The sequence below is a fragment of the Pseudomonas sp. FW305-3-2-15-E-TSA4 genome (genome assembly GCF_058787295.1).
This window is the reverse complement of the sequence record NZ_JBYSZP010000027.1, coordinates 1-22,418: the sequence shown is the minus strand read 5'-3', so window position 1 is coordinate 22,418 and position 22,418 is coordinate 1. Positions and strand designations below refer to the sequence as shown.

The following is a 22,418-nucleotide window of genomic DNA, read 5'->3' as shown; positions in this document are numbered from 1 at the left end:
AACACCTTGAAAAATATTTTCGCTTTACACCAAATCTTCCTAAAGCGCCGCCGATACAGAGATCAGGCGCACACAGATTCCCTCGAACAGTGACGCCTGACTGGTCCCGCCCCCGAGGTCCAGTGATGATGGCAAGGACGCTCGCAGTTACCTCTATCCGAGAGTCCAACCATGTCCTTGCGTAACCTGAATATCGCGCCCCGTGCCTTCCTCGGTTTTGCCTTTATCGCCTTGTTGGTGATTGTCCTTGGCGTGTTCGCCGTCAACCGCATGTCGACCATCCGCCAGGCTTCCATCGACATGGATACCAACCAACTGCCCAGCGTCACCTACCTTGGCGTGGTGACGGAAAACGTTCTGCGCCTGCGGATTCTGTCGTTCCGGATTCTGGTCAACCGTGACCCGGCAGGTCTGCAAGAAGCGCAAACGCGCATCGGCGTGCTGGTGGACAAGGTGCGCAGTGCTCAGGCCAGCTACGCCGCGTTGCCGGCAGAGAGCGAAGAGCGTGCGTTGTATCAGACGTTCGCGACCACGCTCGACAACTACCTGCAAGCGCAAAACCAGATGATGGAGCTGTCGCGTCAGGACAAGGTCGACGAGATGCGCACCTTGATCAACACGCGGATCAAGGACGGCACCGACCAGATGGGCGAGCAGCTTAACAAGCTGATCGCAATCAACGCGGCGGGTGCGAAAGTCGCCTCCACCCAGGCCGGTGAGCATTACGACAGCGCCATTACCGGCATCATCGTTGTTGCCGTGGTCGCCGCGCTCGCCACGGTACTGCTGGCCCTGTTGCTGACCCGCAGCATCGTCACCCCATTGAACCGTGCGGTACAGGCTGCGCAAACCATCGCCGGCGGCAACTTGACCCAGTCCATCGAAGTCGATGGCAAGGACGAAGCCACCCAACTGCTGCAAGCCCTGTCCACGATGCAGATCAACCTGCGCAAAACCATCGAACAGATCGCCGGTTCCGCGACTCAGTTGGGCGCGGCTGCCGAAGAGCTGAGCGCGGTCACCGAAGAGGCTTCCCGTGGCCTGCAACAGCAGAACAACGAGATCGAACAAGCCGCCACCGCCGTCAACGAAATGACCGCCGCTGTGGAAGAAGTCGCACGCAACGCGGTCTCGACCTCCGAAGCCTCGAACCAGTCGACCCAGGCCGCTCGCGAAGGTCGCGATCAAGTGGTGAAAACCGTCGACGCGATCCAGACCATGACCCATGACGTGCAGAGCACTGCGCAAATGATCGAAGGTCTCGCCGCGCAGGGGCGCGACATCGGCAAGGTGCTGGATGTGATCCGCGCCATCGCCGAACAGACCAACCTGCTGGCCCTCAACGCGGCGATCGAAGCAGCGCGTGCCGGTGAGGCCGGACGCGGTTTTGCGGTGGTAGCGGACGAAGTACGCGCCTTGGCCCATCGCACTGCGCAATCGACTCAGGAAATCGAAAAAATGGTCGCTGGCATCCAGAACGGTACCGGCGAAGCGGTGTCGTCGATGCAGCAAAGCAACCAGCGCACCCAGACCACTCTGGAAATGGCCCGCGCTGCGGGTGTGGCGCTGGAGCAAATCACCCAGTCGATCCACCAGATCAACGAGCGCAACCTGGTGATCGCCAGCGCCTCGGAAGAACAGGCGCAGGTCTCCCGTGAAGTTGATCGCAACCTGGTCAACATCCGTGATCTGGCCACGCAGTCCGCCGCCGGGGCCAACCAGACCAGCGCCGCGACCCATGAACTGTCGCGTCTGGCGGTGGATTTGAATGCGATGGTGGCGCGGTTTGTGATTTGACCTAGGGTGAAGGCTGGAAACCGCGCAATCAGGAGACGTGCATGCGCTATTCAGCCTTGACCCAACGCATCGCCGGGGAGGGCGCCGCAGCCTGGCAGATTCATGACCGAGCGCTGGAGCTGCGCGCCGAGGGTGTCGATATCCTGCTGCTGAGTGTAGGGGATCCGGATTTCGACACGCCGTTGCCGATCATCCACGGCGCCATCGACAGTCTGCTGGCCGGCGATACGCATTATTCCGAAGTGCGTGGCCGCTTGGCACTGCGCAAATTGATCGCCGCCCGCCACCAGCGACGCAGCGGCCAGATGGTGGATGCCGAGCACGTGATCGTGCTGCCCGGCGCGCAATGCGCGGTGTATTCGGTCGCGCAATGCCTGCTGGATCCGGGTGACGAAGTGATCGTCGCCGAGCCGATGTACGTGACGTATGAGGGTGTGTTCGGCGCGTGCGGCGCGACAGTGGTGCCGGTGCCGGTTCGACCGGAAAACGGCTTTCGTGTTGATCCTGCTGATGTCGCTGCACGGATCACGCCGAAGACCCGCGCGATGTTGCTCAACAGTCCCAATAATCCTTCCGGCGCGAGCCTGTCGCTGCTGATCTGGCAAGAGTTGGCGGCGCTGTGCGTGCGCCACGATTTGTGGCTGATCAGTGACGAGGTCTACAGCGATCTGCTCTACGAGGGCGAACACATCAGCCCGGCAAGTCTGCCGGGCATGGCCGAACGCACGGCGACCATCAACAGCCTGTCGAAATCCCACGCCATGACCGGCTGGCGCATTGGCTGGTCGATCGGGCCGAAGGTGCTGGCCGAGCATCTGGTGAACCTGTCGTTGAGCATGCTTTTCGGCCTGCCGGATTTTGTGCAGAAAGCAGCGGAGGTCGCGTTGGCAAGCGATCTGCCGGAGGTGACGCAGATGCGCGAGGAATATCGGTTGCGCCGCGATCTGGTGTGCGAGCGCTTGCGTGGTTGCCCGGGGTTGCAACCGATTCGCCCGGATGGCGGGATGTTCGTGATGGTCGATGTGCGCCAGACCGGGTTTGGCGCGCAGGCGTTTGCCGAGCGATTGCTGGAAGGTTATGGGGTCTCTGTGCTGGCTGGCGAAGCGTTCGGGCCGAGTGCGGCGGGGCATATTCGTATCGGGTTGGTGCTGCATCGGGTGCAGCTGGCGGATGCCTGTGCGCGGATTGCGTTGTGTGCGGTGCAGCTGTTGCAGGCGCGGAGTGCCTGACAGTTTTGTGTGGCGCGTCCCGGCCTCATCGCTGGCAGGCCAGCTCCCACAGGGTTTTGTGTCGTTCTGAAATGTAATGAACACTGAAGAACCTGTGGGAGCTGGCTTGCCAGCGATTTGGCCGGGGTAGGCACTGAAGATCTCAGCCCTGCCAGGCCGCCGGATTCACCAGATTCACTGGCTTCTCCCCAGCCAAAGCCGCCAGCAGATTGTCCACCGCACACCGCGCCATCGCCTCCCGCGTCTCATGCGTCGCCGAACCCATGTGCGGCGTTGCCACCACATTATTCAACTGCAACAACGGCGAGTCATGGTTCAACGGCTCACGCTCAAACACATCCAGCCCCGCTGCGCGAATCCGCTGGTGGCGCAACGCGTCGATCAGCGCCGCTTCATCCACCACTTTGCCGCGCGAGATATTGATGAAGATGCTCTCGGGGCGCATCAGCGCAAACTGCTCGGCGCCGATCAGGCCTTCGGTCTGCGTAGTCAGCGGCAGGGTCAGGCAGATGAAATCCGCCTCTTGCAGCAGCGCCTCAAGGCTACGGTACTGCGCGTCAAAACGCGCCTCGACTGCCGGTTTGCGCGACTGGCTGTGATAAAGCACCGGCATGCCAAAACCGAAATGCCCGCGCTGCGCCAGCGCCTCGCCGATGCGACCCATGCCGATGATGCCCAGAGTCTTGCCATGCACATCGGTGCCGAAATGCGCCGGGCCGATGTTGCGATGCCACTGGCCGCTGCGCACCATGTTCGCCAGTTCCACCACGCGCCGGGCCGTGGCGAGGATCAGGGCGAAACCGGTGTCGGCGGTGGTTTCGGTGAGCACGTCCGGGGTGTTGCTGAGGAGGATCTTGCGCTGAGTCAGGTAGTCGATGTCATAGTTGTCGACACCCACCGAGACGCTGGCAATCGCCTCAAGTTGTGGCGCCAGATCGAGCAGCGCGGCGTCGATTTTCAGGCTGGCGCCGAGCAAACCGTGGGCGCCGGGCAGGGCGTCGCGCAGTTTCATCAAGCCGTCGGCGTCGAGGCTTTCGATCAGCGTCACTTCACATTGTTGCTGCAGACGCGACATCAGCGCCGGCGAGAGTTTCTTGTACAGCACGACTTGCTTTTTCATGAGCAAAAATCTCTTCAGGAATGCGCCGGCACGGGACGCGTGATTACGGCTTTGGCCACGACGCGATCACTGGCGCCAGGCTTGAGAAAAATCGTCAGCACCACCGACAGCAGCAACGCGCCGCTCATCAGCAAGTACGAAGCACCGGGCGAACCGGTGGAGCTGTTCAGATAGCCGACCAGATACGAGCCGCCGAACGAACCCAGCGCGCCCATGCTGTTGATCAGCGCCATGGCACCGCCGGCGACGTTGGCCGGCAGGATCTCCGGAACGATGGCGAAGAACGGCCCGTAAGGTGCGTACATGCAGGCACCGGCGATCACCAGCAGTGTGTACGACCACCAGAAATGTTCCGCGCCCAAGGCGTAGGAACCGTAGAACGCAATGGAGGCGATCAGCAGTGGCGGCCAGACGAAGCGTTTGCGCTTCTGCAGTTTGTCCGAGCCCCACGACACCGCGAGCATGCCGATCACCGCCGCCAGATACGGCAGCGCCGACAGCCAGCCGGCCTCGATCATGTCCATTTGCGCGCCGGCCTTGAGGATCGACGGCAGCCACAGCACGAAGCCGTAGACGCCGATGCTCCAGCAGAAAAACTGCAGCGCCAGAATGATCACCTTCGGCGAGCGGAATGCTTCGGCGTAGTTCTTCACCGCTTTGATCCCGACCTGTTCGGCGGCGAGAGCGCTTTCCAGGTCGTGCTTTTCCTGTTCGCTCAGCCACTTGGCCTGAGCAGGACGATCATCGGCCAGTTTCCACCAGATAAACGCCCAGAGCACCGCCGGCAAACCTTCGATGATGAACATCCAGCGCCAGCTGAAGTGCTGCACCAGATAGCCCGAAACCACCGACATCCACAGCATCGTTACCGGGTTGCCGAGGATCAGAAAGGTGTTGGCCCGCGAGCGTTCGGCACGGGTGAACCAGTGGCACAGGTAAACCAGCATCGCCGGCATCACCGCGGCTTCTACCACACCGAGCATGAAGCGAATCACGATCAGCCAGTAGGCGTTGGACACGACGCCAGTCAGGGTGGCGAGGCCGCCCCAGAAAATCAGGCTGAAGAAAATCAGCTTCTTCACGCTGTGCTTCTGCGCGTAGATCGCACCCGGCACCTGGAAGAAAAAGTAGCCGAGGAAGAACAGCGCACCGAGCAATGAAGACAGGCCCGGGGTGATCATCAGGTCGGCAGCCATGCCGGACGCGGCGGCAAAGCCGTAGTTGGCGCGATCCAGATACGCCAGGCTGTAGGTGATGAACACGATCGGCATGATGTACCACCAGCGGCGGGCGGCGAGGGTTGCGGTTTTCATGGTGTTGCTCCTGAGCTTGTTGTTTTTGTCGCAGCAGGTTCAATTAATGGGTTGTCTGAGCGGGCCTCATCGCGAGCAGGCTCACTCCTACAAGGGTTATGTGTTTGCCGCTGCAGCTGTGACTGGCGGAGATCCAATGTAGGAGTGAGCCTGCTCGCGATCAGCGGCCTCGAATTCAGCGATAAGCTCGGATCGGGTCGGCAAACCCTCCATGTCCCCGCGACTCTGCACCGCCCGACTGCCAATCCAGTTCGCGCGTTGCACCGCCTCGGCAAAACTCTGATGCTCCAGCAGGGCACTGATCATGCCGACCGCAAAGCCATCACCCGCACCCACGGTGTCGACCACGTTGGCCACCGGCACCCCGGCGACAAAACCCTGATCCAGATGCGTGCGGTAATAGGCACCTTGCGGCCCAAGCTTGATCGCCACGGCTTCGGCGCCCTGATCGAGATAAAACGCCGCGATGTCCGCCGGGTCTTCGAAGCCGGTCAGCAAGCGACCTTCGCTCAAGCCCGGCAAGACCCAGTGGGCGAGGGCGGCGAGGCGATTTATCTCGCGGATCATCTCTTGCTCGGTGGCCCACAGGCTCGGGCGCAGATTGGGGTCGAACGACACGCTGCGCCCGGCATGGCGCATGCGCGTCATCAGCTCGAACGACATTTCCCGGGCGCTCGCTGACAGCGCCGGTGGAATCCCGGTGGCGTGCAGGTGGCGAGCGCTTAGCAGGCTGTCAGTGATCGACAGCGATGACAGATGACTGGCCGCCGAGCCACGGCGGAAATACTCGACCTGCGGATCGCTGCCGTCGTCGTTACGCGACTTGAACTGGAAACCGGTCGGGTGCTGGTGATCGACCTCGACGTGACTGCAATCCAGACCTTCCTTGATCAAGGTCTCGACCACGAAACGTCCGAGGGAATCGGCGCCGACCCGGCTCAGCCACGCGACGTTGAAACCCAGGCGCGACAGGCCGATAGCCACATTGCTGTCGGCGCCTGCGATGCGTTTGTGAAAATGCTCGACTGCAGCCAGATCACCGGTCTGCTCGGCGACCAGCATCGCCATGGTTTCGCCGAACGACAGAATATCGATATCAGACATGGGCAGGCTCCAGACGCGATTGACCAAGGCGGGCGAGGGCGGCGACGTGTTCCGTGGTCAACGCCACCAGGTCATCGCCCTGCAACGGGTATTCGGCGGCGCGCATAACGCCTTGGGCCATGTGCCGCAGCAGTTGTTCCCACAAATGCAGGTCGCTGATGGCGGGCGGCACCGCCACCAATTTGCCGTCGGCGCGGCGGGCCACGGCTTTGCAGTGCACGTAGCCGACGTGGCGTCCGAGCAGGCGTGCGGCGTTGGCGGCGGACTGGTCCTGCCACTGCCAGTTGCCGATATCGAAGGTCATCTTGATCGGCAAATCATGCTGCTCCACCGCCGCGAAAAAACGCTGGAACGGCTCGATGCGGCCGCCCTGCAAGGTCTGGTCGTTTTCCACCAGCAACTGCACCGGGCTGTTGCCCAGCAGCTGTTTCAGCGCCTGCAAATCACAGTTGTCGGTGAAGTAACCGAGCGAGACTTTCAACCATTTCGAGCCAAACGCTTCTGCATGTTGCAGGGCGTTGATCAGCTCGGGATTGGGACGCGCCTGACCGGCGAGCCACAGTTCGCTCGGCGACGAATAGATGCTTTGCAGTCCCTGCGCCCGAGTGGCGACTTGCAGTTGCTCGGGCACTTCGCGGGTCAGCAGCTCTTCGCGCCATTCGATGCGATCAGCGCCAGCGGCGGCCAGCACATCGATGAAGAAGTCCTGCCCGCGTTGGCGCACAAGCTCGGCGCCGTAGCTGGACAGGCTGATGGAAACGGCAGGTTTATTCATTGTTATCTACCTCTGAAACCGGTTTCATTTTTGTTCAAAAAAATCTGATTGATCTTCGTCGGGCGTTCGGGCGCCATCGCGAGCAGGCTCACTCCTACATTTGGAATGCGCTCCCCCTGTAGGAGTGAGCCTGCTCGCGATGGCGCCATAACAGTCACCGCAAAGATCCTCGGGTAGACCCGCGCTCAACCAGCACCGGCGCAAAATCCACTCTGCGCGCTATCTCGACATCCCCCCGCAAACGCTTGAGCAAACACCCAAACGCCCGCGCGCCAATCTCGGCTGTGGGCTGGGCGAGGGCGGTAATCCCGCTGCCGACCAACGGGTACCAATCCAGATCATCCAGGGCAATCAGCCCGACATCCTCGAACAATCGGCAACCGATTTCGCGCAAGGCCTGGGTGCAGGCCAATGCTGCCACGCCATTGGCGCAGAACAGCGCTTTCGGCCCATTCGCCGGTTGTTTCAAAAAGTGCTGAAGTTGAGTGGCGAGTTCTGCGCCGGTTTCCAGCACCGCCCCGGTCAGACCGGAACGCTGGGCCATCTGCTGCTGAAAACTGCTGACCCGCTCGATCCGCGAACTGGTGCCGTCAAACGGCTCAGTCACCAGCAACACATCGCGATAGCCGCGCTGCTCAAGGTGCGTCAGGGCCATCTCGACCGCCTGCGGATTGTTCAGCCCGACCATGTCGCTGTCGAGGCCATCGACCTTGCGGTCCACCAGCACCAAGGGCATTTCCCGGTGCAACTCGTGGAGTTCGTCACGGTGATGGCCAAGGGTGTTCACGATCAGCCCCTCGATGTTGTACGAGCGCAACAGCGCCAGATGCTGGCGCTCCTGCTCGTCGTCGCGGTCGGTGTTGCACACCACCAGGCTGTAGCCGTGCGCACGGCAGGCGGTTTCCACCCCGTGCATCACGGCAATCGAATAAGGGTTGCGGATATCGGCCACCAGCATGCCGATCAGGCGCGTGCGCCCGCGTTTCAGACCACGGGCCATCTGGTTCGGGCGATAACCCAGCTCACTGATCGCCTGCTCGATACGCAAGGCGATGGCATCGGAGAGCAGGGCGCGGTCGTCGCCGATGAAGCGCGAGACGCTGGCCTTGGATACGCCGGCGCGTTCGGCAACATCAAGCATGGTCACGCGGCTGCGCTGGGCGGCGGAGAAGTCGTTCACGGTCTGAAACCTATTATTGGATTTATTCGTTTCGTGCGCCTCGATGGCGCTGAAACCGGTTTCAGGAAACACCAGAAGCTGATACTCCGTCAAGTGAATGCGCGTGGTACTTCAACTTGGCGCCGACGGGCGGTGCTCAGCGTTATTGAAGTATCTGCGCAATGCTCAGCCAAACAGGCCGGCAGCAATATTGATCGAAAAGCCCAGAATCGCGGTGTTGAACACAAAACCGATCAATGATTGCGCCAGGACGATCTTGCGAATGTCGCGGGTAGCCACGCCGACATCGGCAGTCTGCACTGCCACGCCGATGGTGAAGGAGAAATACAGGAAGTCCCAATAATTGGGCGTGGTCAGACCTTCAGCGAAACGCAGGGCCGGTTCCTTGCCGTCCCAGGTGTAAAACAGTCGCGCGTAGTGCACACAGAAGATCACCCCGATCACGAGCCAGGAACCTACGACGGTGACGGCGGTGAACGCGTAATGCAGAAGTTTGTGATGGGTATCCAGATCCTTGGTGCCGGCCAGTTCCAGGGTGATGGCGGCCAGGCTGGCCAATGCTGCGATGCACACCACGAACAGCACCAGTCCGGCATTCTCGTCTTCGACGACGGCGATGCGTTTGACGTCCGGTGCCTTGGCTCGGGTGGCGAGCCAGAACATCAGGATCAGGTAAGTCCAGACGCCGGCGTTCCAGCCGATGAGGATTTTGCTGACGACGGAGTCGGCAGGGACCAGCAGGCCGGTGGCAAGGCCGACCAAAGCGGCGGCGGACAGGCGAGGGTGGGTGCGGGCAAGAAAGCGCATGGGGACTCGATGGGCCAGGATGTTTTTACACCTTAGCCCAGCGACGTCTCGGATGACCACTGACTTGACTGTTCGAATGACCTTGTGGGAGCGGGCTTGCTCGCGAAAGCGGTGTGTCAGCTACATGAATACTGACTGACACGAAGCCTTCGCGAGCAAGCCCGCTCCCACAGGGATTAGTGGTGTTTAGTGAGGCGTTGTACGAGCTTCATCACTACCACGAAGAACAACGGCACGAAGATCACCGCCAGCGTCGCCGTGATCATCCCACCGATCACTCCGGTGCCGATAGCTTGCTGGCTCGCCGAACTGGCGCCAGTGGCGATGGCCAACGGCACCACGCCGAGGATGAACGCCAGCGAAGTCATGACGATCGGGCGCAGACGCAGGCGCGCGGCTTGCAACGTCGCGTCGATCAGGTCGTGACCTTCGTCGTACAGGCTCTTGGCGAACTCGATGATCAGGATCGCGTTCTTCGCCGACAGACCAATGATGGTAATCAGCCCGACCTTGAAGAACACATCGTTGGGCATGCCGCGCAAGGTCACCGCCAGTACTGCGCCGAGCACACCCAGCGGCACCACCAGCAGCACCGAAGTCGGAATCGACCAGCTCTCGTACAACGCCGCCAGGCACAGGAACACGATCAGCAACGACAGACCGAGCAGGATCGGCGCCTGACTGCCGGACAAACTTTCCTGCAACGACAGCCCGGTCCACTCCTGACCCAGACCTTTCGGCCCCTGAGCGACCAAGCGTTCAATCTCCGCCATCGCTTCACCGGTACTGTGCCCCGGCGACGGTTCGCCGGAAATCGCAATCGCCGGATAACCGTTGTAACGGGTCAGTTGCGCCGGGCCTTGCGTCCATTTGGCCTGAACGAACGCCGACAGCGGCACCATGCGCCCGGCGTTATTGCGCACATGCATTTTCAGCAAATCATCGACCTGACTGCGCTGATCGCCTTCAGCCTGGACCACCACCCGCTGCATGCGCCCCTGATTGGGGAAGTCGTTGATGTAGGAGGAACCCACGGCGGTGGACAACACGCTGCCGATGTCGGCGAACGACACGCCCAGCGCATTGGCCTGCTTGCGGTCTACCTCCAGTTGCACCTGCGGCGCTTCGGCGAGCGCGCTTTCGCGCACATTCATCAGTACCGGGCTTTTCTCGGCGGCGGCGAGCAATTCGGTGCGCGCCTGCATCAATGTCGCGTGACCGAGACCGCCGCGATCCTGCAGGCGGAATTCGAAGCCGCTCGACGTGCCGAGGCCGTCAACCGGCGGCGGCAACACAGCGAACGCGATGGCATCCTTGATCTGGCTCAGGGCGATATTGGCGCGATCGGCAATCGACGTAGCCGAATCGTCGCTGCCGCGCTCCGACCAGTCCTTGAGGGTGGTAAACGCCAGCGCCGCATTCTGCCCGCTGCCGGAGAAGCTGAAGCCGAGAATCACCGTGCTGTCGCCAACCCCCGGTTCACTGGCGTTGTGCGCTTCGATCTGCTCGACCACCTGCACCGTACGGTTTTTGCTCGCACCCGGCGGCAACTGAATGTCGGTGATGGTGTAACCCTGATCCTCAACCGGCAGGAACGAGGAGGGCAGACGCGCAAAGCACAACCCCATGCCGATCAGCAGCACGCCGTAGATCAGCAGATAACGCCCGCTGCGCTTCAGCGCGTAGCCGACCCAGCCTTGATAGCGATCGGTCAGTTGCTCGAAGCGGCGGTTGAACCAGCCGAAGAATCCGCTTTTCTCGTGGTGCTCGCCCTTGGCAATTGGCTTGAGCAGCGTGGCGCACAGTGCAGGCGTCAGCGTCAGGGCCAGAAACGCCGAGAACAGGATCGAGGTCGCCATCGACAGCGAGAACTGCCGGTAAATCACCCCCACCGAACCCTGCATGAACGCCATCGGGATGAACACCGCCACCAGCACCAGGGTAATGCCGATGATCGCCCCGGTGATCTGCTTCATCGCCTTGCGCGTCGCCTCTTTCGGCGACAGTCCTTCAGTGGCCATGATGCGCTCGACGTTTTCCACCACGACGATGGCGTCGTCCACCAGAATGCCGATCGCCAGCACCATGCCGAACATGGTCAGCACGTTGATCGAAAAGCCCAGTGCGAGCATGGTGGCGAAGGTGCCCATCAGGGCCACCGGCACTACCAGCGTCGGGATCAGCGTGTAGCGGATGTTCTGCAGGAACAGGAACATCACCGCAAACACCAGCAGCATCGCCTCGCCCAAGGTGTAAACCACTTTGGTGATCGAGACTTTGACGAACGGCGAGGTGTCGTACGGAATCTTGTATTCGACACCGGCCGGGAAATAGCGCGACAGCTCGTCCATCTTCGCCCGAATCAAGGTGGCGGTCGCCAGCGCATTGGCCCCCGGCGCCAGTTGCACGCCGACGGCGGTGGACGGCTTGCCGTTCAGGCGCGTGCCGAACTGGTATTCCTGACTGCCGACTTCGACCCGTGCCACATCGCCGATGCGCACGGTGGAGCCATCCGGATTGGCCTTGAGCACGATGTCGGCGAACTCTTCCGGCGTCGACAACTGCCCCTTGACCAGAATGGTCGCGGTGATTTCCTGCGAGGATGGGTTGGGCAAGTCGCCAATACTGCCCGCCGACACCTGGGCGTTTTGCGCGACGATGGCGGCGTTGACGTCAGCCGGGGTCAGGTTGAAACCGATCAGCTTCTGCGGATCGATCCAGATCCGCATCGCCCGTTCGGCGCCATACAGCTGCGCCTTGCCGACGCCGTCGATGCGTTTGATCTCGTTCATCACGTTGCGCGCCAGATAATCACTGAGCGCCACGTCATCGAGCTTGCCGTCGCTGGAGGTCAGGGTGATCAGCAGCAGGAAACCGGCAGAGACTTTCTCCACCTGCAGGCCTTGCTGATTGACTGCCTGCGGCAGGCGCGACTCGACCACTTTGAGGCGGTTCTGCACATCCACCTGCGCCAGCTCCGGGTTAGTGCCCGGCTGGAAGGTGGCCTTGATCGTCGCGCTGCCGAGGCTGCTCTGCGATTCGAAGTACAGCAGGTGATCGGCGCCGTTGAGCTCTTCTTCGATCAGGCTGACCACGCTTTCATCGACGGTCTGCGCCGAGGCGCCAGGGTACACCGCGTAGATTTCGATCTGTGGCGGCGCGACATCGGGGTACTGCGCCACCGGCAATTGCGGAATGGCCAGCGCACCGGCCAACAGGATGAACAGGGCGACAACCCAGGCGAACACCGGGCGATCGATAAAGAACTGCGGCATATGAAAGCGTCCTGCTTACTGACCAGAGGCCTGGGCAAGTGGAAGAGGGGTGTCGTCGATCTGCACTTTTTCGCCTGGACGGGCGTGTTGCAGGCCTTCGATGACAATGCGGTCGCCGGGCTTGAGGCCGCCGGTGACGATCCAGCGGTCGTTCTGCACCGCGCCCAGTTGCACCGGCTGCTGGGCGACGCGCATCTGCTCGTCGACGGTCAGCACCTGGGCGATACCCGCGCTGTCACGCTGCACCGCACGTTGCGGCACGGTGATGCCGTTCTGTACGGTGGCTTGTTGCAGACGTACACGGATGAAGCTGCCCGGCAGCAGGTCGAGATCGGGATTGGGGAACTCGCTGCGCAGAATGATCTGGCCGGTGCCCGGATCGACGCTGATGTCGCTGAACAGCAATTTGCCCGGCAACGGATAGAGGCTGCCGTCATCCTGAATCAGCGTGGCCTTGACCTGATCCTGACCGACTGCCTGCAATTGCCCGGAACGGAACGCGCGACGCAGTTCGTTGAGTTCACGGGTCGACTGGGTAAGGTCGGCGTAGATCGGGTTGAGCTGCTGAATCAGCGCCAGCGGCGTGGTTTCGTTCTGCCCGACCAACGCACCTTCAGTGACCAATGCACGGCCGACCCGCCCGGAAATCGGCGCGGTGACGGTGGCGTAGCCGAGGTTCAGCTTCGCGCGTTCCACTGCAGCTTTATTGGCCGCCACATCGGCGGCGGTTTGCCGGGCATTGGCGCGGGCGTTGTCGTAATCCTGAGCGCTGATGGCCTTGTCGTCGATCAACTGCGCGTAGCGTTGTTCCTGCAGCCTGGCCTGGAAGGCATTGGCCTCGGCCTTGCGCAACGCGGCTTCGGCGCTATCGAGATCAGCCTTGAACGGTGCCGGGTCGATGCGAAACAGCACGTCACCCTTTTTCACGTCGCTGCCTTCACGGAAGGTCCGTTGCAACACCACCCCGGCCACTCGGGCACGCACTTCAGCGATGCGCGGGGCGGCGATACGCCCGCTCAGTTCGCTGCTGATCGACAGGGGGCGGGCCTCGATGGTCTCGATGCGCACGGTAGCTGGCGGCGCTTCTTCTTCGGCCTTCGAGGACGAATCACAGGCGCTCAGCAACAGCGCAGCGGCGATCAGGCCGAGCCCGGCCAGAAGATTTTTTGACATGTACCACCCCCAATATTGAAGCCCGCATCCTAAGGCCAGACGCCGAGGGTAGCGGTGAAGCTTTGTAGGCGCTGTGTGAAATTGTGTAAGGGTTTTACTCAGGGACGGGTGAGGGCGTATATCCTTTACGCCTTGAAATTTATTGCGACAGATAAACCGCCATCGCGAGCAGGCTCACTCCTACATTGGAACTGTGCCAGACACGAACCTTGTAGGAGTGAGCCTGCTCGCGATGAGGCCCAAACAGTCGCCACTGCATTTTCCTGGAACACCCCATGCCCAACATCCTCCTGGTCGAAGACGACACCGCCCTCGCCGAACTGATTTCCAGCTACCTGGAGCGCAACGGCTATTCCGTCAGCGTAATCGGCCGTGGTGATCACGTGCGCGAGCGGGCACGGATCAATCCGCCGGATCTGGTGATCCTCGATCTGATGCTTCCGGGCCTCGACGGCCTGCAGGTCTGCCGCTTGCTGCGGGCCGATTCGGCGACGTTGCCGATCCTGATGCTGACCGCCCGCGACGACAGTCACGATCAGGTGCTGGGCCTGGAAATGGGCGCCGACGATTACGTCACCAAACCCTGCGAGCCACGGGTTCTGCTGGCCCGGGTGCGGACTTTGCTGCGGCGCAGCAGCCTCGGTGAACCGATGACGGTCAATGATCGCATCGTCATGGGCAATCTGTGCATTGACCTGTCCGAGCGCACCGTGACCTGGCGCGAGCAACCGGTGGAACTGTCCAGCGGCGAGTACAATTTGCTGGTGGTGCTGGCTCGGCATGCCGGGGAAGTGCTGAGCCGCGATCAAATCCTGCAACGCCTGCGCGGCATCGAGTTCAACGGCACCGATCGTTCGGTAGACGTGGCGATTTCCAAGCTGCGGCGCAAGTTCGACGACCACGCCGGCGAGGCGCGCAAGATCAAGACGGTATGGGGCAAGGGCTACCTGTTCAGCCGCTCCGAGTGGGAATGCTGAGCTGATGTTCAGAATCCTGTTTCGCCTGTATCTGGTGACGATCGTCTCCTACAGCGCGGCGATCTATCTGGTGCCGGATCTGGTGATCATGGCGTTCCGCGAGCGCTTCATCACCTACAACCTCGACTATTCACGCGGCCTGCAATCGCTGATCACCCGGCAGTTCCACGCGGTGCCGCAGGATCAGTGGCCGGCACTGGCGCAATCGATGGACAAGGACTTCCAGCCGCTGCACATCGCACTGGCGCGCATCGACGACGCCGGGTTCACCGCCCCCGAGCAAGTGCGTTTGCGCGCCGGGGAAAACGTGGTGCGTATCGGCGATTGGGGATGGCGCACCTTGGCGGTCACGCCGCTGAACGATGACGTTGCCGTGCAGATGGTAGTGCCGCCGGATCCGCTGGACGTCAATCTGTTGTACTGGAGCATCAACGTGCTGATCGGTGCGAGCATGCTCGCCTGCCTGCTGCTGTGGATTCGCCCGCACTGGCGCGATCTGGAGCGCCTCAAGGGCGCTGCCGAACGCTTCGGCAAGGGCCACCTGAACGAGCGCACGCAGATCCCCGCAAGTTCCAACATCGGCAGCCTGGCCAACGTGTTCGACACCATGGCCGGCGATATCGAAAATCTGCTCAATCAGCAGCGCGACCTGCTGAATGCGGTGTCCCACGAATTGCGCACGCCGCTGACCCGTCTGGACTTCGGTCTGGCCCTGGCGCTGTCCGATGATTTGCCGGCGACCAGTCGCGAGCGCCTGCAAGGACTGGTCGCACACATTCGGGAACTGGATGAGCTGGTGCTGGAACTGCTGTCTTACAGCCGCCTGCAGAACCCGGCGCAGTTGCCCGAGCAGGTCGAGGTTTCGCTGGATGAGTTCATCGACAGCATTCTGGGCAGTGTCGATGAAGAGCTGGACTCACCGGACATCGTTATCGACGTGCTGCTGCACGGTCAGCTCGAACGCTTCACGCTGGATCCGCGCCTGACCGCCCGAGCGATCCAGAACCTGCTGCGCAATGCCATGCGCTATTGCGAAAAACGCATTCAGATTGGCGTGCAGGTCAGCCCCGATGGTTGCGAGATCTGGGTCGACGACGATGGCATTGGCATCCCGGATGATGAGCGTGAGCGGATTTTCGAACCGTTTTATCGACTTGATCGCAGTCGTGATCGGGCTACCGGCGGCTTTGGTCTGGGCCTGGCCATCAGCCGTCGGGCGCTGGAGGCGCAGGGCGGGACCTTGACGGTTGAAAGTTCGCCGCTGGGTGGGGCGCGGTTCAGGTTGTGGTTGCCTGACATGACTTGACCCGAAACCCGTGGGAGCGGGCTTGCTCGCGAAGGCGGAGTGTCAGTCGACATAAATTAATCTGACACACCGCTTTCGCGAGCAAGCCCGCTCCCACAGGGGTTATGTGTTGGTCAGATCAGTTGGTTCGACTGAATCAAGCCAACCCCAGCCGTCTGCATCCGCTCCATCGCCGCTGCCAGTGACCCATCCCTGTCAATGGCACGACAGGCATCCAGCACCACGAACGCGTTGAACCCCGCCGCCCGTGCATCCAGCGCAGAAAACATCACGCAGAAATCCAGCGCCAGACCGACCATGTACACCGTGTCGATACCGCGCTCCTTCAGATAACCGGCCAGACCGGTGGTGGTGCGCCGGTCCGCTTCGAGAAACGCCGAATAGCTGTCGATGTCCGGATTACAGCCCTTGCGGATGATCAGTTGCGCGTGCGGCAGGTTCAGCTCGGGGTGAAACTCGGCGCCGGCAGTGCCTTGCACACAATGCTCCGGCCAGAGTACCTGCTCGCCGTAGGGCAACTGAATTACCTCGTAAGGCTGGTATCCGGGGTGGCTTGAGGCAAAGGACGCGTGGCCGCTCGGGTGCCAGTCCTGGGCAATCACCACCTGTTTGAACAGGCCACCGAGGCGATTGATCAGCGGCACGATCTGATCGCCTTCGGGCACGGCCAACTGGCCGCCGGGGATGAAGTCGTTCTGCACGTCAATGACCAGCAGGGCGGTGCGGGGTGAAATCTGCATCGGGGCTTCCTCCTTGGATAATCACCCGCTCAGCATAGTGGAGCGGCACTCACGCGCCCAGCTTGTCGACCAGGTGTTTTGCCAGGTCTTCCAGCGCCGGCGCCGGGTTGTGCCCGATCAACATCCACGCATGCTCACCTTCGGTCCAGTACACCACGTTCATTTCGTGGCGCCGTTCGTGCGCCAAAGGCTGGCTGCCACTGTTGGAGCGAGTCACGCACAAGGCCAGCGGCCCGTGTTTCGCATCGAGATAGGTCAGTTGCGCAATCGGCACACCGTCGTACTCGAGCATTTGTGCACGCTTGAGTTCGGCGCCCGGCAACTTCACCAGTGCCGGCGACAGACTCAGCCCCAAGCGTGCATCTACCGCACGCAGTTGCGATCGCTGGCTGGCTTCGTCACTGGGCAGGTGATCGAGGGTTTGCGGCACATACAGTGCCATGTAGTCGCCCACCAGGGCGCGCCAGTTATGCGTTTGCTGCGTTTGCCAGGCGAGAAACAGGCGATCGGCCAACACGCCGCCCGCCAGCAGACTCGCGGCGGCCGCACCGATGAACCAGCGTCGGCTCAGGCCTGGCTGCTGAGGGGCGGGGATGGCATCGAGGCGCGCCTGCAAACGTTCCAGCGGTGCCTGTTGCGCCAGTTCGTCATAGGCATCCTTGTACGGCAGGCTGCTGCGTTCGAACCATTGCACGCGCAGGCTGAGCAACGGGTCGTCGGCAATCGCGCTGTCGAGCTGGCTGCGATACGCGGGGTCCAGCTCGTCATCGAGGTAGGCCACCAGTTGTTCGTCGGAGGGCCTGTTCATGGGTGGTCACCTCCGGTGGTTTTCGGCACGGCTTGCAGGGGCGGATATTCAGCCAGTTTCAGTCGCGCGGTGGCCAGACGGCTCATCACCGTGCCGATCGGCACTTGCAGGATCTCGGCGACTTCGCGGTAGGACAGGCCTTCGACATAGGCCAGGTACACGGTTTCGCGTTGGGTCTCCGGCAACGCATCGACCCGGCGGATCACCTGCGCCGCCATCACATGAGTCTGCGCGGCGTATTCGCCATCGAAGGCCAGTTGCCCGTCGGCATCGACCTGACCGGCGCCCTGACGCACCCGGCGGGCGCGCACTTCGTTGAGCCAGATTGAATGCAAGATGCTCAGCAGCCAGCGATCCATGCGCGTGCCGGCCACATATTGGCCGACACGTTCCAGCGCCCGCACACACGTGGCCTGCACCAGATCCTCGGCCACGTGACGATTGCGCGACAGCAGCAGGCCGTAGCGCCACAGCCGCGCCAGATGCTGTCCGAGTTCCGCTCTGAATGCCTGATCGCTGACGATGATGGCGTTCCTTTATCTATGTCAGGTTTTCGATGAATCGTTGATGGCTTCAGCCAGGTCCTGGTATTCCTCGCAGGCGGTGCCGCAAATCGATTTGATCTGCTGCAATTGCTCCTGCGCCAGGTCGACGCGGCCTTTGATCACATAGGCTTCGCCGAGGTATTCACGCACTTGCGCGTACTGCGGATCGAGTTTCACCGATTGCAGGTAATAGCCGATGCCTTCATCGGTACGCCCCAGTTTTCGCGTGGCGTAACCGCGATAGTTGAGGGCTTTGGCGGTGTTCGGTTGTTGCAGGGTGTCGAGCAGGGCCAGGGCCTCTTCGTAGCGACCGTCCTTGGCCAATCGGTAGGCATAGTCGGTGCGATCGACATCCCGTACGGCGCTGCTGGTCTGCAGCACACATTTCTGTGATTTGCTGTCCCAGACCTGGCCTTTGGGGCAGTTGGGCTTCTGCACGGGCGCGCTTTCATCACCGTTGGCAAACGCCATCGATGCGGACAACACGGTGACCAGCAGCAACGGGGCGGCGAACATAACGGAACGGATAGTCATGGGCAAGGCTCCACAGAGGGTTATGTTTCACTTTGAACACCACAGCCCGGCATTTTATTCATTGCTTTGTCAGGCTCTGTTCAAGGTACGCGCAAATCGCGGCGTTATGCTCGGCTACGCCTGCCGTCCATCCAGCGCTTTGCCATGCCCCGGCGCTGACACACGAGGAACTGCCATGAAAGATCAGGTCCATCACTCCGCTGCTGCCGGCTACAAGACTGCCGCTGACACCTACATCAAGGGCCGCCCGGACTACCCGCCGCAGGTCAGCCAGTGGCTGACCCAGACGTTGGGTCTGGACAGTCACAAGACCGTCATCGATCTGGGCGCCGGCACCGGCAAGTTCACCGGACGGCTGGCGGCCACCGACGCGCAGGTGATCGCCGTGGAACCGGTGGCGCAGATGCTGGAAAAACTTTCCGCTGCCTGGCCGCAGGTGTTGGCGGTGAGCGGTACCGCGACCGATCTGCCACTGCCTGACGCGTCGGTGGATGCAGTGGTCTGCGCGCAGGCGTTCCATTGGTTCGCCACCCCGGAAGCCCTGACGGAAATCGCCCGCGTGCTCAAGCCTGGCGGCAAGCTTGGCCTTATCTGGAACCTGCGCGATACACAGGTCAGCTGGGTGCCGAAACTCGACGCTATCGTGAATGCGCTGGAGGGGGACACGCCGCGTTACTACACCGGCCAATGGCGTCAGGCGTTTCCGCATCCGGCGTTCGGGCGGTTGCAGTTGCAGCAGTTTCATCACGGGCACACCGGCTCGCCCGAGGACGTGATCTTCAATCGGGTGCGCTCCACCAGTTTCATTGCGGCCTTGCCGCAGGCGCAGCGCGACAAGGTTGATGAGCAGATTCGCGCGTTGATTGCCTCGGAGCCGGCGTTGCGTGGGCGGCATGTGCTGACGGTGCCTTATGAGACGGCGGCTTATGTGGCGGTGAAGGTCTGTTAGATCGGCGGTGCAGCCCTTCGCGAGCAGGCTCGCTCCCACGAGGATCGGTGGTGAATGCAGAAACTGCGTTCACTGAATATCAATGTGGGAGCGGGCTTGCTCGCGAAGAGGACAGCCCTGACACCCCATTTCTCGAAGCAGTCCCGCATTTGGCCGAACCGCCATCGTGATGCCTTGTTATAGTTCGGGCCTCATTTTCAGCCCGGTAAAGGATCACTGCCATGACTCAATACACCGCCTTCAGCGTCGAACTGGCCGACAACATCGCGCATGTGCAGATCAATCGCCCGGAAAAGATCAACTCGATGAACGCCGCGTTCTGGAGCGAGATCGTCGAGATTTTCCAGTGGATCGATGACACCGATGAAGTGCGGGTGGTGGTGCTGAGCGGTAACGGCAAACATTTTTCCTCGGGCATCGACCTGATGATGCTCGCCGGCGTCGCCAATGAACTGGGCAAGGACGTCGGCCGTAATGCGCGCCTGCTGCGGCGCAAGATTCTCACCCTGCAAGCCTCGTTCAACGCCGTCGACAACTGCCGCAAACCGGTACTGGCGGCGATTCAAGGCTATTGCCTCGGCGGTGCGATCGACCTGATCGCCGCGTGCGACATGCGCTACGCCGCCGAAGACGCGCAGTTCTCGATCAAGGAAATAGACATCGGCATGGCTGCCGATGTTGGCACTTTGCAACGGTTGCCACGGATCATCGGGGACGGCATGCTGCGTGAACTGGCTTACACCGGGCGCACTTTCGGCGCAGATGAAGCGCGCAGCATCGGTCTGGTCAATCGTGTTTACGCTGACAAGGAGCTGCTGCTCGAAGGCGTGATGGACATTGCTCGCGAGATCGCCAGCAAATCGCCAATCGCGGTCACCGGCACCAAGGAAATGATCAGCTACATGCGCGACCATCGCATCGACGACGGCCTCGAATACGTTGCCACCTGGAACGCCGCCATGTTGCAATCCACCGACTTGCGCGTGGCCATGGCCGCCCATATGAGTAAACAGAAACCCGAATTTCTGGATTGAGAAACCATGACAGCTCGCTGGACCACTGCAGTACTGGACACCGATCAACCCGGCGGCTGGGCCGTGGCGCGCAGCCCCGAAGGCTTTCTGTTCGATGACAACGGCGCGCTGTTCCCGCGGGAATGGCTCAAGCGTCAAGACCTGTCAGTCCTCACCGAACACGGCATCGGCCATCTCGATGGCGAGCCGGTGTATCTGCTGGAATTGCACAGCTCCAGCGACGTGCCGGGCTGCAACTGGAAAGGTCTGCGGGCGTTCATGCTCGAAGGCGATCACACTGTCTACAAGGTGCTGGGTTATGCCGCGCAGATCGGCACCTGGGCGCGTGAACATCGCTTCTGCGGCAACTGTGGGCAGGCGATGACGCAGGTGCCAGGCGAGCGAGCGATGTATTGCCAGCCGTGCGACCTGCGCAGTTACCCGCGGATTTCGCCGAGCATGATCGTGCTGGTGACCCGTGGCGACGAGATCCTGCTGGCGCGCTCACCGCGTTTCGTCACCGGGGTCTACAGCACGCTGGCCGGGTTCGCCGAGCCGGGCGAGTCGGCGGAGGATTGCCTGATTCGCGAGGTGCGCGAGGAAGTCAGCATCGAAGTGAAGAACATCCAGTACATGGGCAGCCAGTGCTGGCCGTTCCCGCATTCGATGATGCTCGGCTTCCATGCCGAATATGCCGGGGGCGAGATCGTCTGTCAGGAGGACGAGATCGAGGACGCCCAGTGGTTCAACGTGCACGATCTGCCGCCGTTGCCGGCGTCAAAATCGATTGCCCGTTACCTGATCGACGTCTACGTGGCGCGCCGCTTAGGCCACGCTGAACCAGTGTTGCCAGGCTAGGCGCACGGTCAAACCCAATACCACGGTGATGAACACCGGACGAATGAACTTGGCGCCGCCGCTGATCGCGGTGCGCGCCCCGAAGAATGCGCCGACCATCACCGACAGGCCCATGCTCAGGCCGATGATCCAATCCACTTGCCCGGAGAACACGAACACCGACAGCGCCGCGATGTTGCTGACGAAGTTCATGCTGCGCGCCACACCGCTGGCCTTGACCAGGTCGATCGGGTAGAGCAGCAGGCTGCTGACCGTCCAGAACGCACCCGTGCCAGGGCCGGCCACGCCATCGTAGAAGCCGAGGCTGAAGCCTTGGGTCGATTGCCATTTCTTCTTGATCGGTGCGTCGCTGTCCAGCGGCGCTTTGGGCGTGCCGCCGAACAACAGATACAGGCCACAGGCGAAGACGATCACCGGCAGCATCTTGTTCAGCCATTCCGCCGGCAGGTAGTGCGCGACGACGGCACCGGTGAGCGCGCCGACCAGGGTGCCGACGATCGCGTGCATCCACTGCCGGGGGTGGAACAGCTTGCGTCGGTAGAAGGTGAAACTGGCGGTGGCCGAGCCGAACGTCGAACTCAGTTTGTTGGTGCCCAACACCAGATGCGGTGGCAGGCCGGCAGTGAGCAGCGCCGGGGTGGTCAACAGACCGCCGCCGCCAGCAATGGCGTCTATGAAACCGGCAATGAAAGCGACAAGGGCCAGGACGGCCAGGGTGGTGAGGTCAACGCTGAGTTCGAAAGGCATGGAATCGGCTTATTCGGCAGGGCGCAGAAGGGCTGCGGGGAAGGCGGTCATGTTACCTGTATCCAACTGTTGCGGCGACCCGTCTGACGCCTTCGCGAGCAGGCTCGCTTGTATGTTTAGACTTGAAGGGGTGGGCGGGACTACAGACTCGATTCTGACTCTGACCAG

General features: G+C 61.7%; 20 protein-coding genes. 7 read left to right on the top strand and 13 right to left on the bottom strand.

All coding sequences use genetic code 11. The annotated features are described in order from the left end of the window. Positions 1-171: 171 nt before the first annotated feature. Together AC3WMV_RS26830 and AC3WMV_RS26825 are read left to right on the top strand one after the other, a co-directional pair. Positions 172-1,797: a methyl-accepting chemotaxis protein gene (locus tag AC3WMV_RS26830; protein WP_096797428.1), complete on the top strand. Its 1,626-nt coding sequence runs from the start codon at positions 172-174 to the stop codon at positions 1,795-1,797. A 41-nt stretch (positions 1,798-1,838) separates the two neighbouring features. Further along, the gene (locus tag AC3WMV_RS26825; protein ID WP_103368992.1) at positions 1,839-3,026 is read left to right on the top strand and encodes a pyridoxal phosphate-dependent aminotransferase; all 1,188 of its coding nucleotides are present in this window, start codon (positions 1,839-1,841) and stop codon (positions 3,024-3,026) included. 142 nt (positions 3,027-3,168) lie between these two features. Here AC3WMV_RS26825 and AC3WMV_RS26820 read toward each other — a convergent pair whose 3' ends face one another. The 8 genes from AC3WMV_RS26820 to AC3WMV_RS26785 all read right to left on the bottom strand — a co-directional run bounded on the left by AC3WMV_RS26820 (position 3,169) and on the right by AC3WMV_RS26785 (position 13,773). Then, positions 3,169-4,146, bottom strand: a complete 978-nt coding sequence (locus AC3WMV_RS26820) for a 2-hydroxyacid dehydrogenase (protein WP_103368993.1) — start codon at positions 4,144-4,146, stop codon at positions 3,169-3,171. Positions 4,147-4,160: 14 nt separating this feature from the next. Continuing rightward, complete coding sequence (locus AC3WMV_RS26815) at positions 4,161-5,459, bottom strand: MFS transporter (RefSeq protein ID WP_097089677.1); 1,299 nt, start codon at positions 5,457-5,459, stop codon at positions 4,161-4,163. 96 nt (positions 5,460-5,555) lie between these two features. After that, the gene (locus tag AC3WMV_RS26810) at positions 5,556-6,563 is read right to left on the bottom strand and encodes a sugar kinase (protein WP_103368994.1); all 1,008 of its coding nucleotides are present in this window, start codon (positions 6,561-6,563) and stop codon (positions 5,556-5,558) included. Further along, on the bottom strand, positions 6,556-7,338 hold the full coding sequence (locus tag AC3WMV_RS26805; RefSeq protein ID WP_103368995.1) for an apurinic/apyrimidinic endonuclease family protein: 783 nt from the start codon (positions 7,336-7,338) through the stop codon (positions 6,556-6,558). The genes AC3WMV_RS26810 and AC3WMV_RS26805 overlap by 8 nt, the downstream gene beginning before the upstream one ends. Positions 7,339-7,492: 154 nt before the next feature. Next, the gene (locus AC3WMV_RS26800; protein ID WP_103369001.1) at positions 7,493-8,518 is read right to left on the bottom strand and encodes a LacI family DNA-binding transcriptional regulator; all 1,026 of its coding nucleotides are present in this window, start codon (positions 8,516-8,518) and stop codon (positions 7,493-7,495) included. 165 nt (positions 8,519-8,683) lie between these two features. Further along, entirely contained in the window at positions 8,684-9,325 is a 642-nt protein-coding gene (locus tag AC3WMV_RS26795) for a DUF1345 domain-containing protein (protein WP_027611985.1), read from the bottom strand. A gap of 176 nt (positions 9,326-9,501) precedes the next feature. After that, a complete protein-coding gene (locus AC3WMV_RS26790; RefSeq protein WP_207264492.1) occupies positions 9,502-12,600 on the bottom strand; it encodes a multidrug efflux RND transporter permease subunit in 3,099 nt (1,032 codons plus the stop codon). 15 nt (positions 12,601-12,615) lie between these two features. Next, positions 12,616-13,773 carry an efflux RND transporter periplasmic adaptor subunit gene (locus tag AC3WMV_RS26785; RefSeq protein WP_103368997.1) on the bottom strand — a complete coding sequence of 386 codons (1,158 nt, stop codon included), beginning with the start codon at positions 13,771-13,773 and terminating at the stop codon, positions 12,616-12,618. A 275-nt stretch (positions 13,774-14,048) separates the two neighbouring features. Between AC3WMV_RS26785 and AC3WMV_RS26780 the strand changes: the two genes are divergently transcribed. Next, on the top strand, positions 14,049-14,750 hold the full coding sequence (locus AC3WMV_RS26780; RefSeq protein WP_003224662.1) for a response regulator: 702 nt from the start codon (positions 14,049-14,051) through the stop codon (positions 14,748-14,750). Positions 14,751-14,754: 4 nt separating this feature from the next. Next, complete coding sequence (locus tag AC3WMV_RS26775; RefSeq protein ID WP_027611982.1) at positions 14,755-16,056, top strand: ATP-binding protein; 1,302 nt, start codon at positions 14,755-14,757, stop codon at positions 16,054-16,056. 113 nt (positions 16,057-16,169) lie between these two features. Here AC3WMV_RS26775 and pncA read toward each other — a convergent pair whose 3' ends face one another. From pncA to AC3WMV_RS26755, 4 genes are all read right to left on the bottom strand, one after another. Continuing rightward, on the bottom strand, positions 16,170-16,796 hold the full coding sequence (pncA, locus tag AC3WMV_RS26770) for a bifunctional nicotinamidase/pyrazinamidase (protein ID WP_097089688.1): 627 nt from the start codon (positions 16,794-16,796) through the stop codon (positions 16,170-16,172). 49 nt (positions 16,797-16,845) lie between these two features. Then, the gene (locus AC3WMV_RS26765) at positions 16,846-17,604 is read right to left on the bottom strand and encodes an anti-sigma factor family protein (RefSeq protein WP_097089690.1); all 759 of its coding nucleotides are present in this window, start codon (positions 17,602-17,604) and stop codon (positions 16,846-16,848) included. Then, positions 17,601-18,059 (bottom strand): sigma-70 family RNA polymerase sigma factor, encoded by a 459-nt coding sequence (locus AC3WMV_RS26760; protein WP_256214190.1) that lies wholly within the window; start codon positions 18,057-18,059, stop codon positions 17,601-17,603. Before AC3WMV_RS26760 ends, AC3WMV_RS26765 begins: the two co-directional genes overlap by 4 nt. Positions 18,060-18,149: 90 nt before the next feature. Beyond that, positions 18,150-18,683 carry a tetratricopeptide repeat protein gene (locus AC3WMV_RS26755; protein ID WP_097089691.1) on the bottom strand — a complete coding sequence of 178 codons (534 nt, stop codon included), beginning with the start codon at positions 18,681-18,683 and terminating at the stop codon, positions 18,150-18,152. Positions 18,684-18,858: 175 nt separating this feature from the next. Between AC3WMV_RS26755 and AC3WMV_RS26750 the strand changes: the two genes are divergently transcribed. From AC3WMV_RS26750 to nudC, 3 genes are all read left to right on the top strand, one after another. Beyond that, positions 18,859-19,632: a class I SAM-dependent methyltransferase gene (locus AC3WMV_RS26750; RefSeq protein ID WP_096796077.1), complete on the top strand. Its 774-nt coding sequence runs from the start codon at positions 18,859-18,861 to the stop codon at positions 19,630-19,632. 221 nt (positions 19,633-19,853) lie between these two features. After that, positions 19,854-20,666 (top strand): crotonase/enoyl-CoA hydratase family protein, encoded by an 813-nt coding sequence (locus AC3WMV_RS26745; protein ID WP_027611976.1) that lies wholly within the window; start codon positions 19,854-19,856, stop codon positions 20,664-20,666. Positions 20,667-20,672: 6 nt separating this feature from the next. Then, positions 20,673-21,503: an NAD(+) diphosphatase gene (gene nudC, locus AC3WMV_RS26740; RefSeq protein WP_103368998.1), complete on the top strand. Its 831-nt coding sequence runs from the start codon at positions 20,673-20,675 to the stop codon at positions 21,501-21,503. Here the strand turns inward: nudC and AC3WMV_RS26735 are convergent. Further along, a complete protein-coding gene (locus tag AC3WMV_RS26735) occupies positions 21,471-22,250 on the bottom strand; it encodes a TSUP family transporter (RefSeq protein ID WP_007951261.1) in 780 nt (259 codons plus the stop codon). The two genes, nudC and AC3WMV_RS26735, sit on opposite strands and share 33 nt — an antisense overlap. Positions 22,251-22,418: the final 168 nt, after the last annotated feature.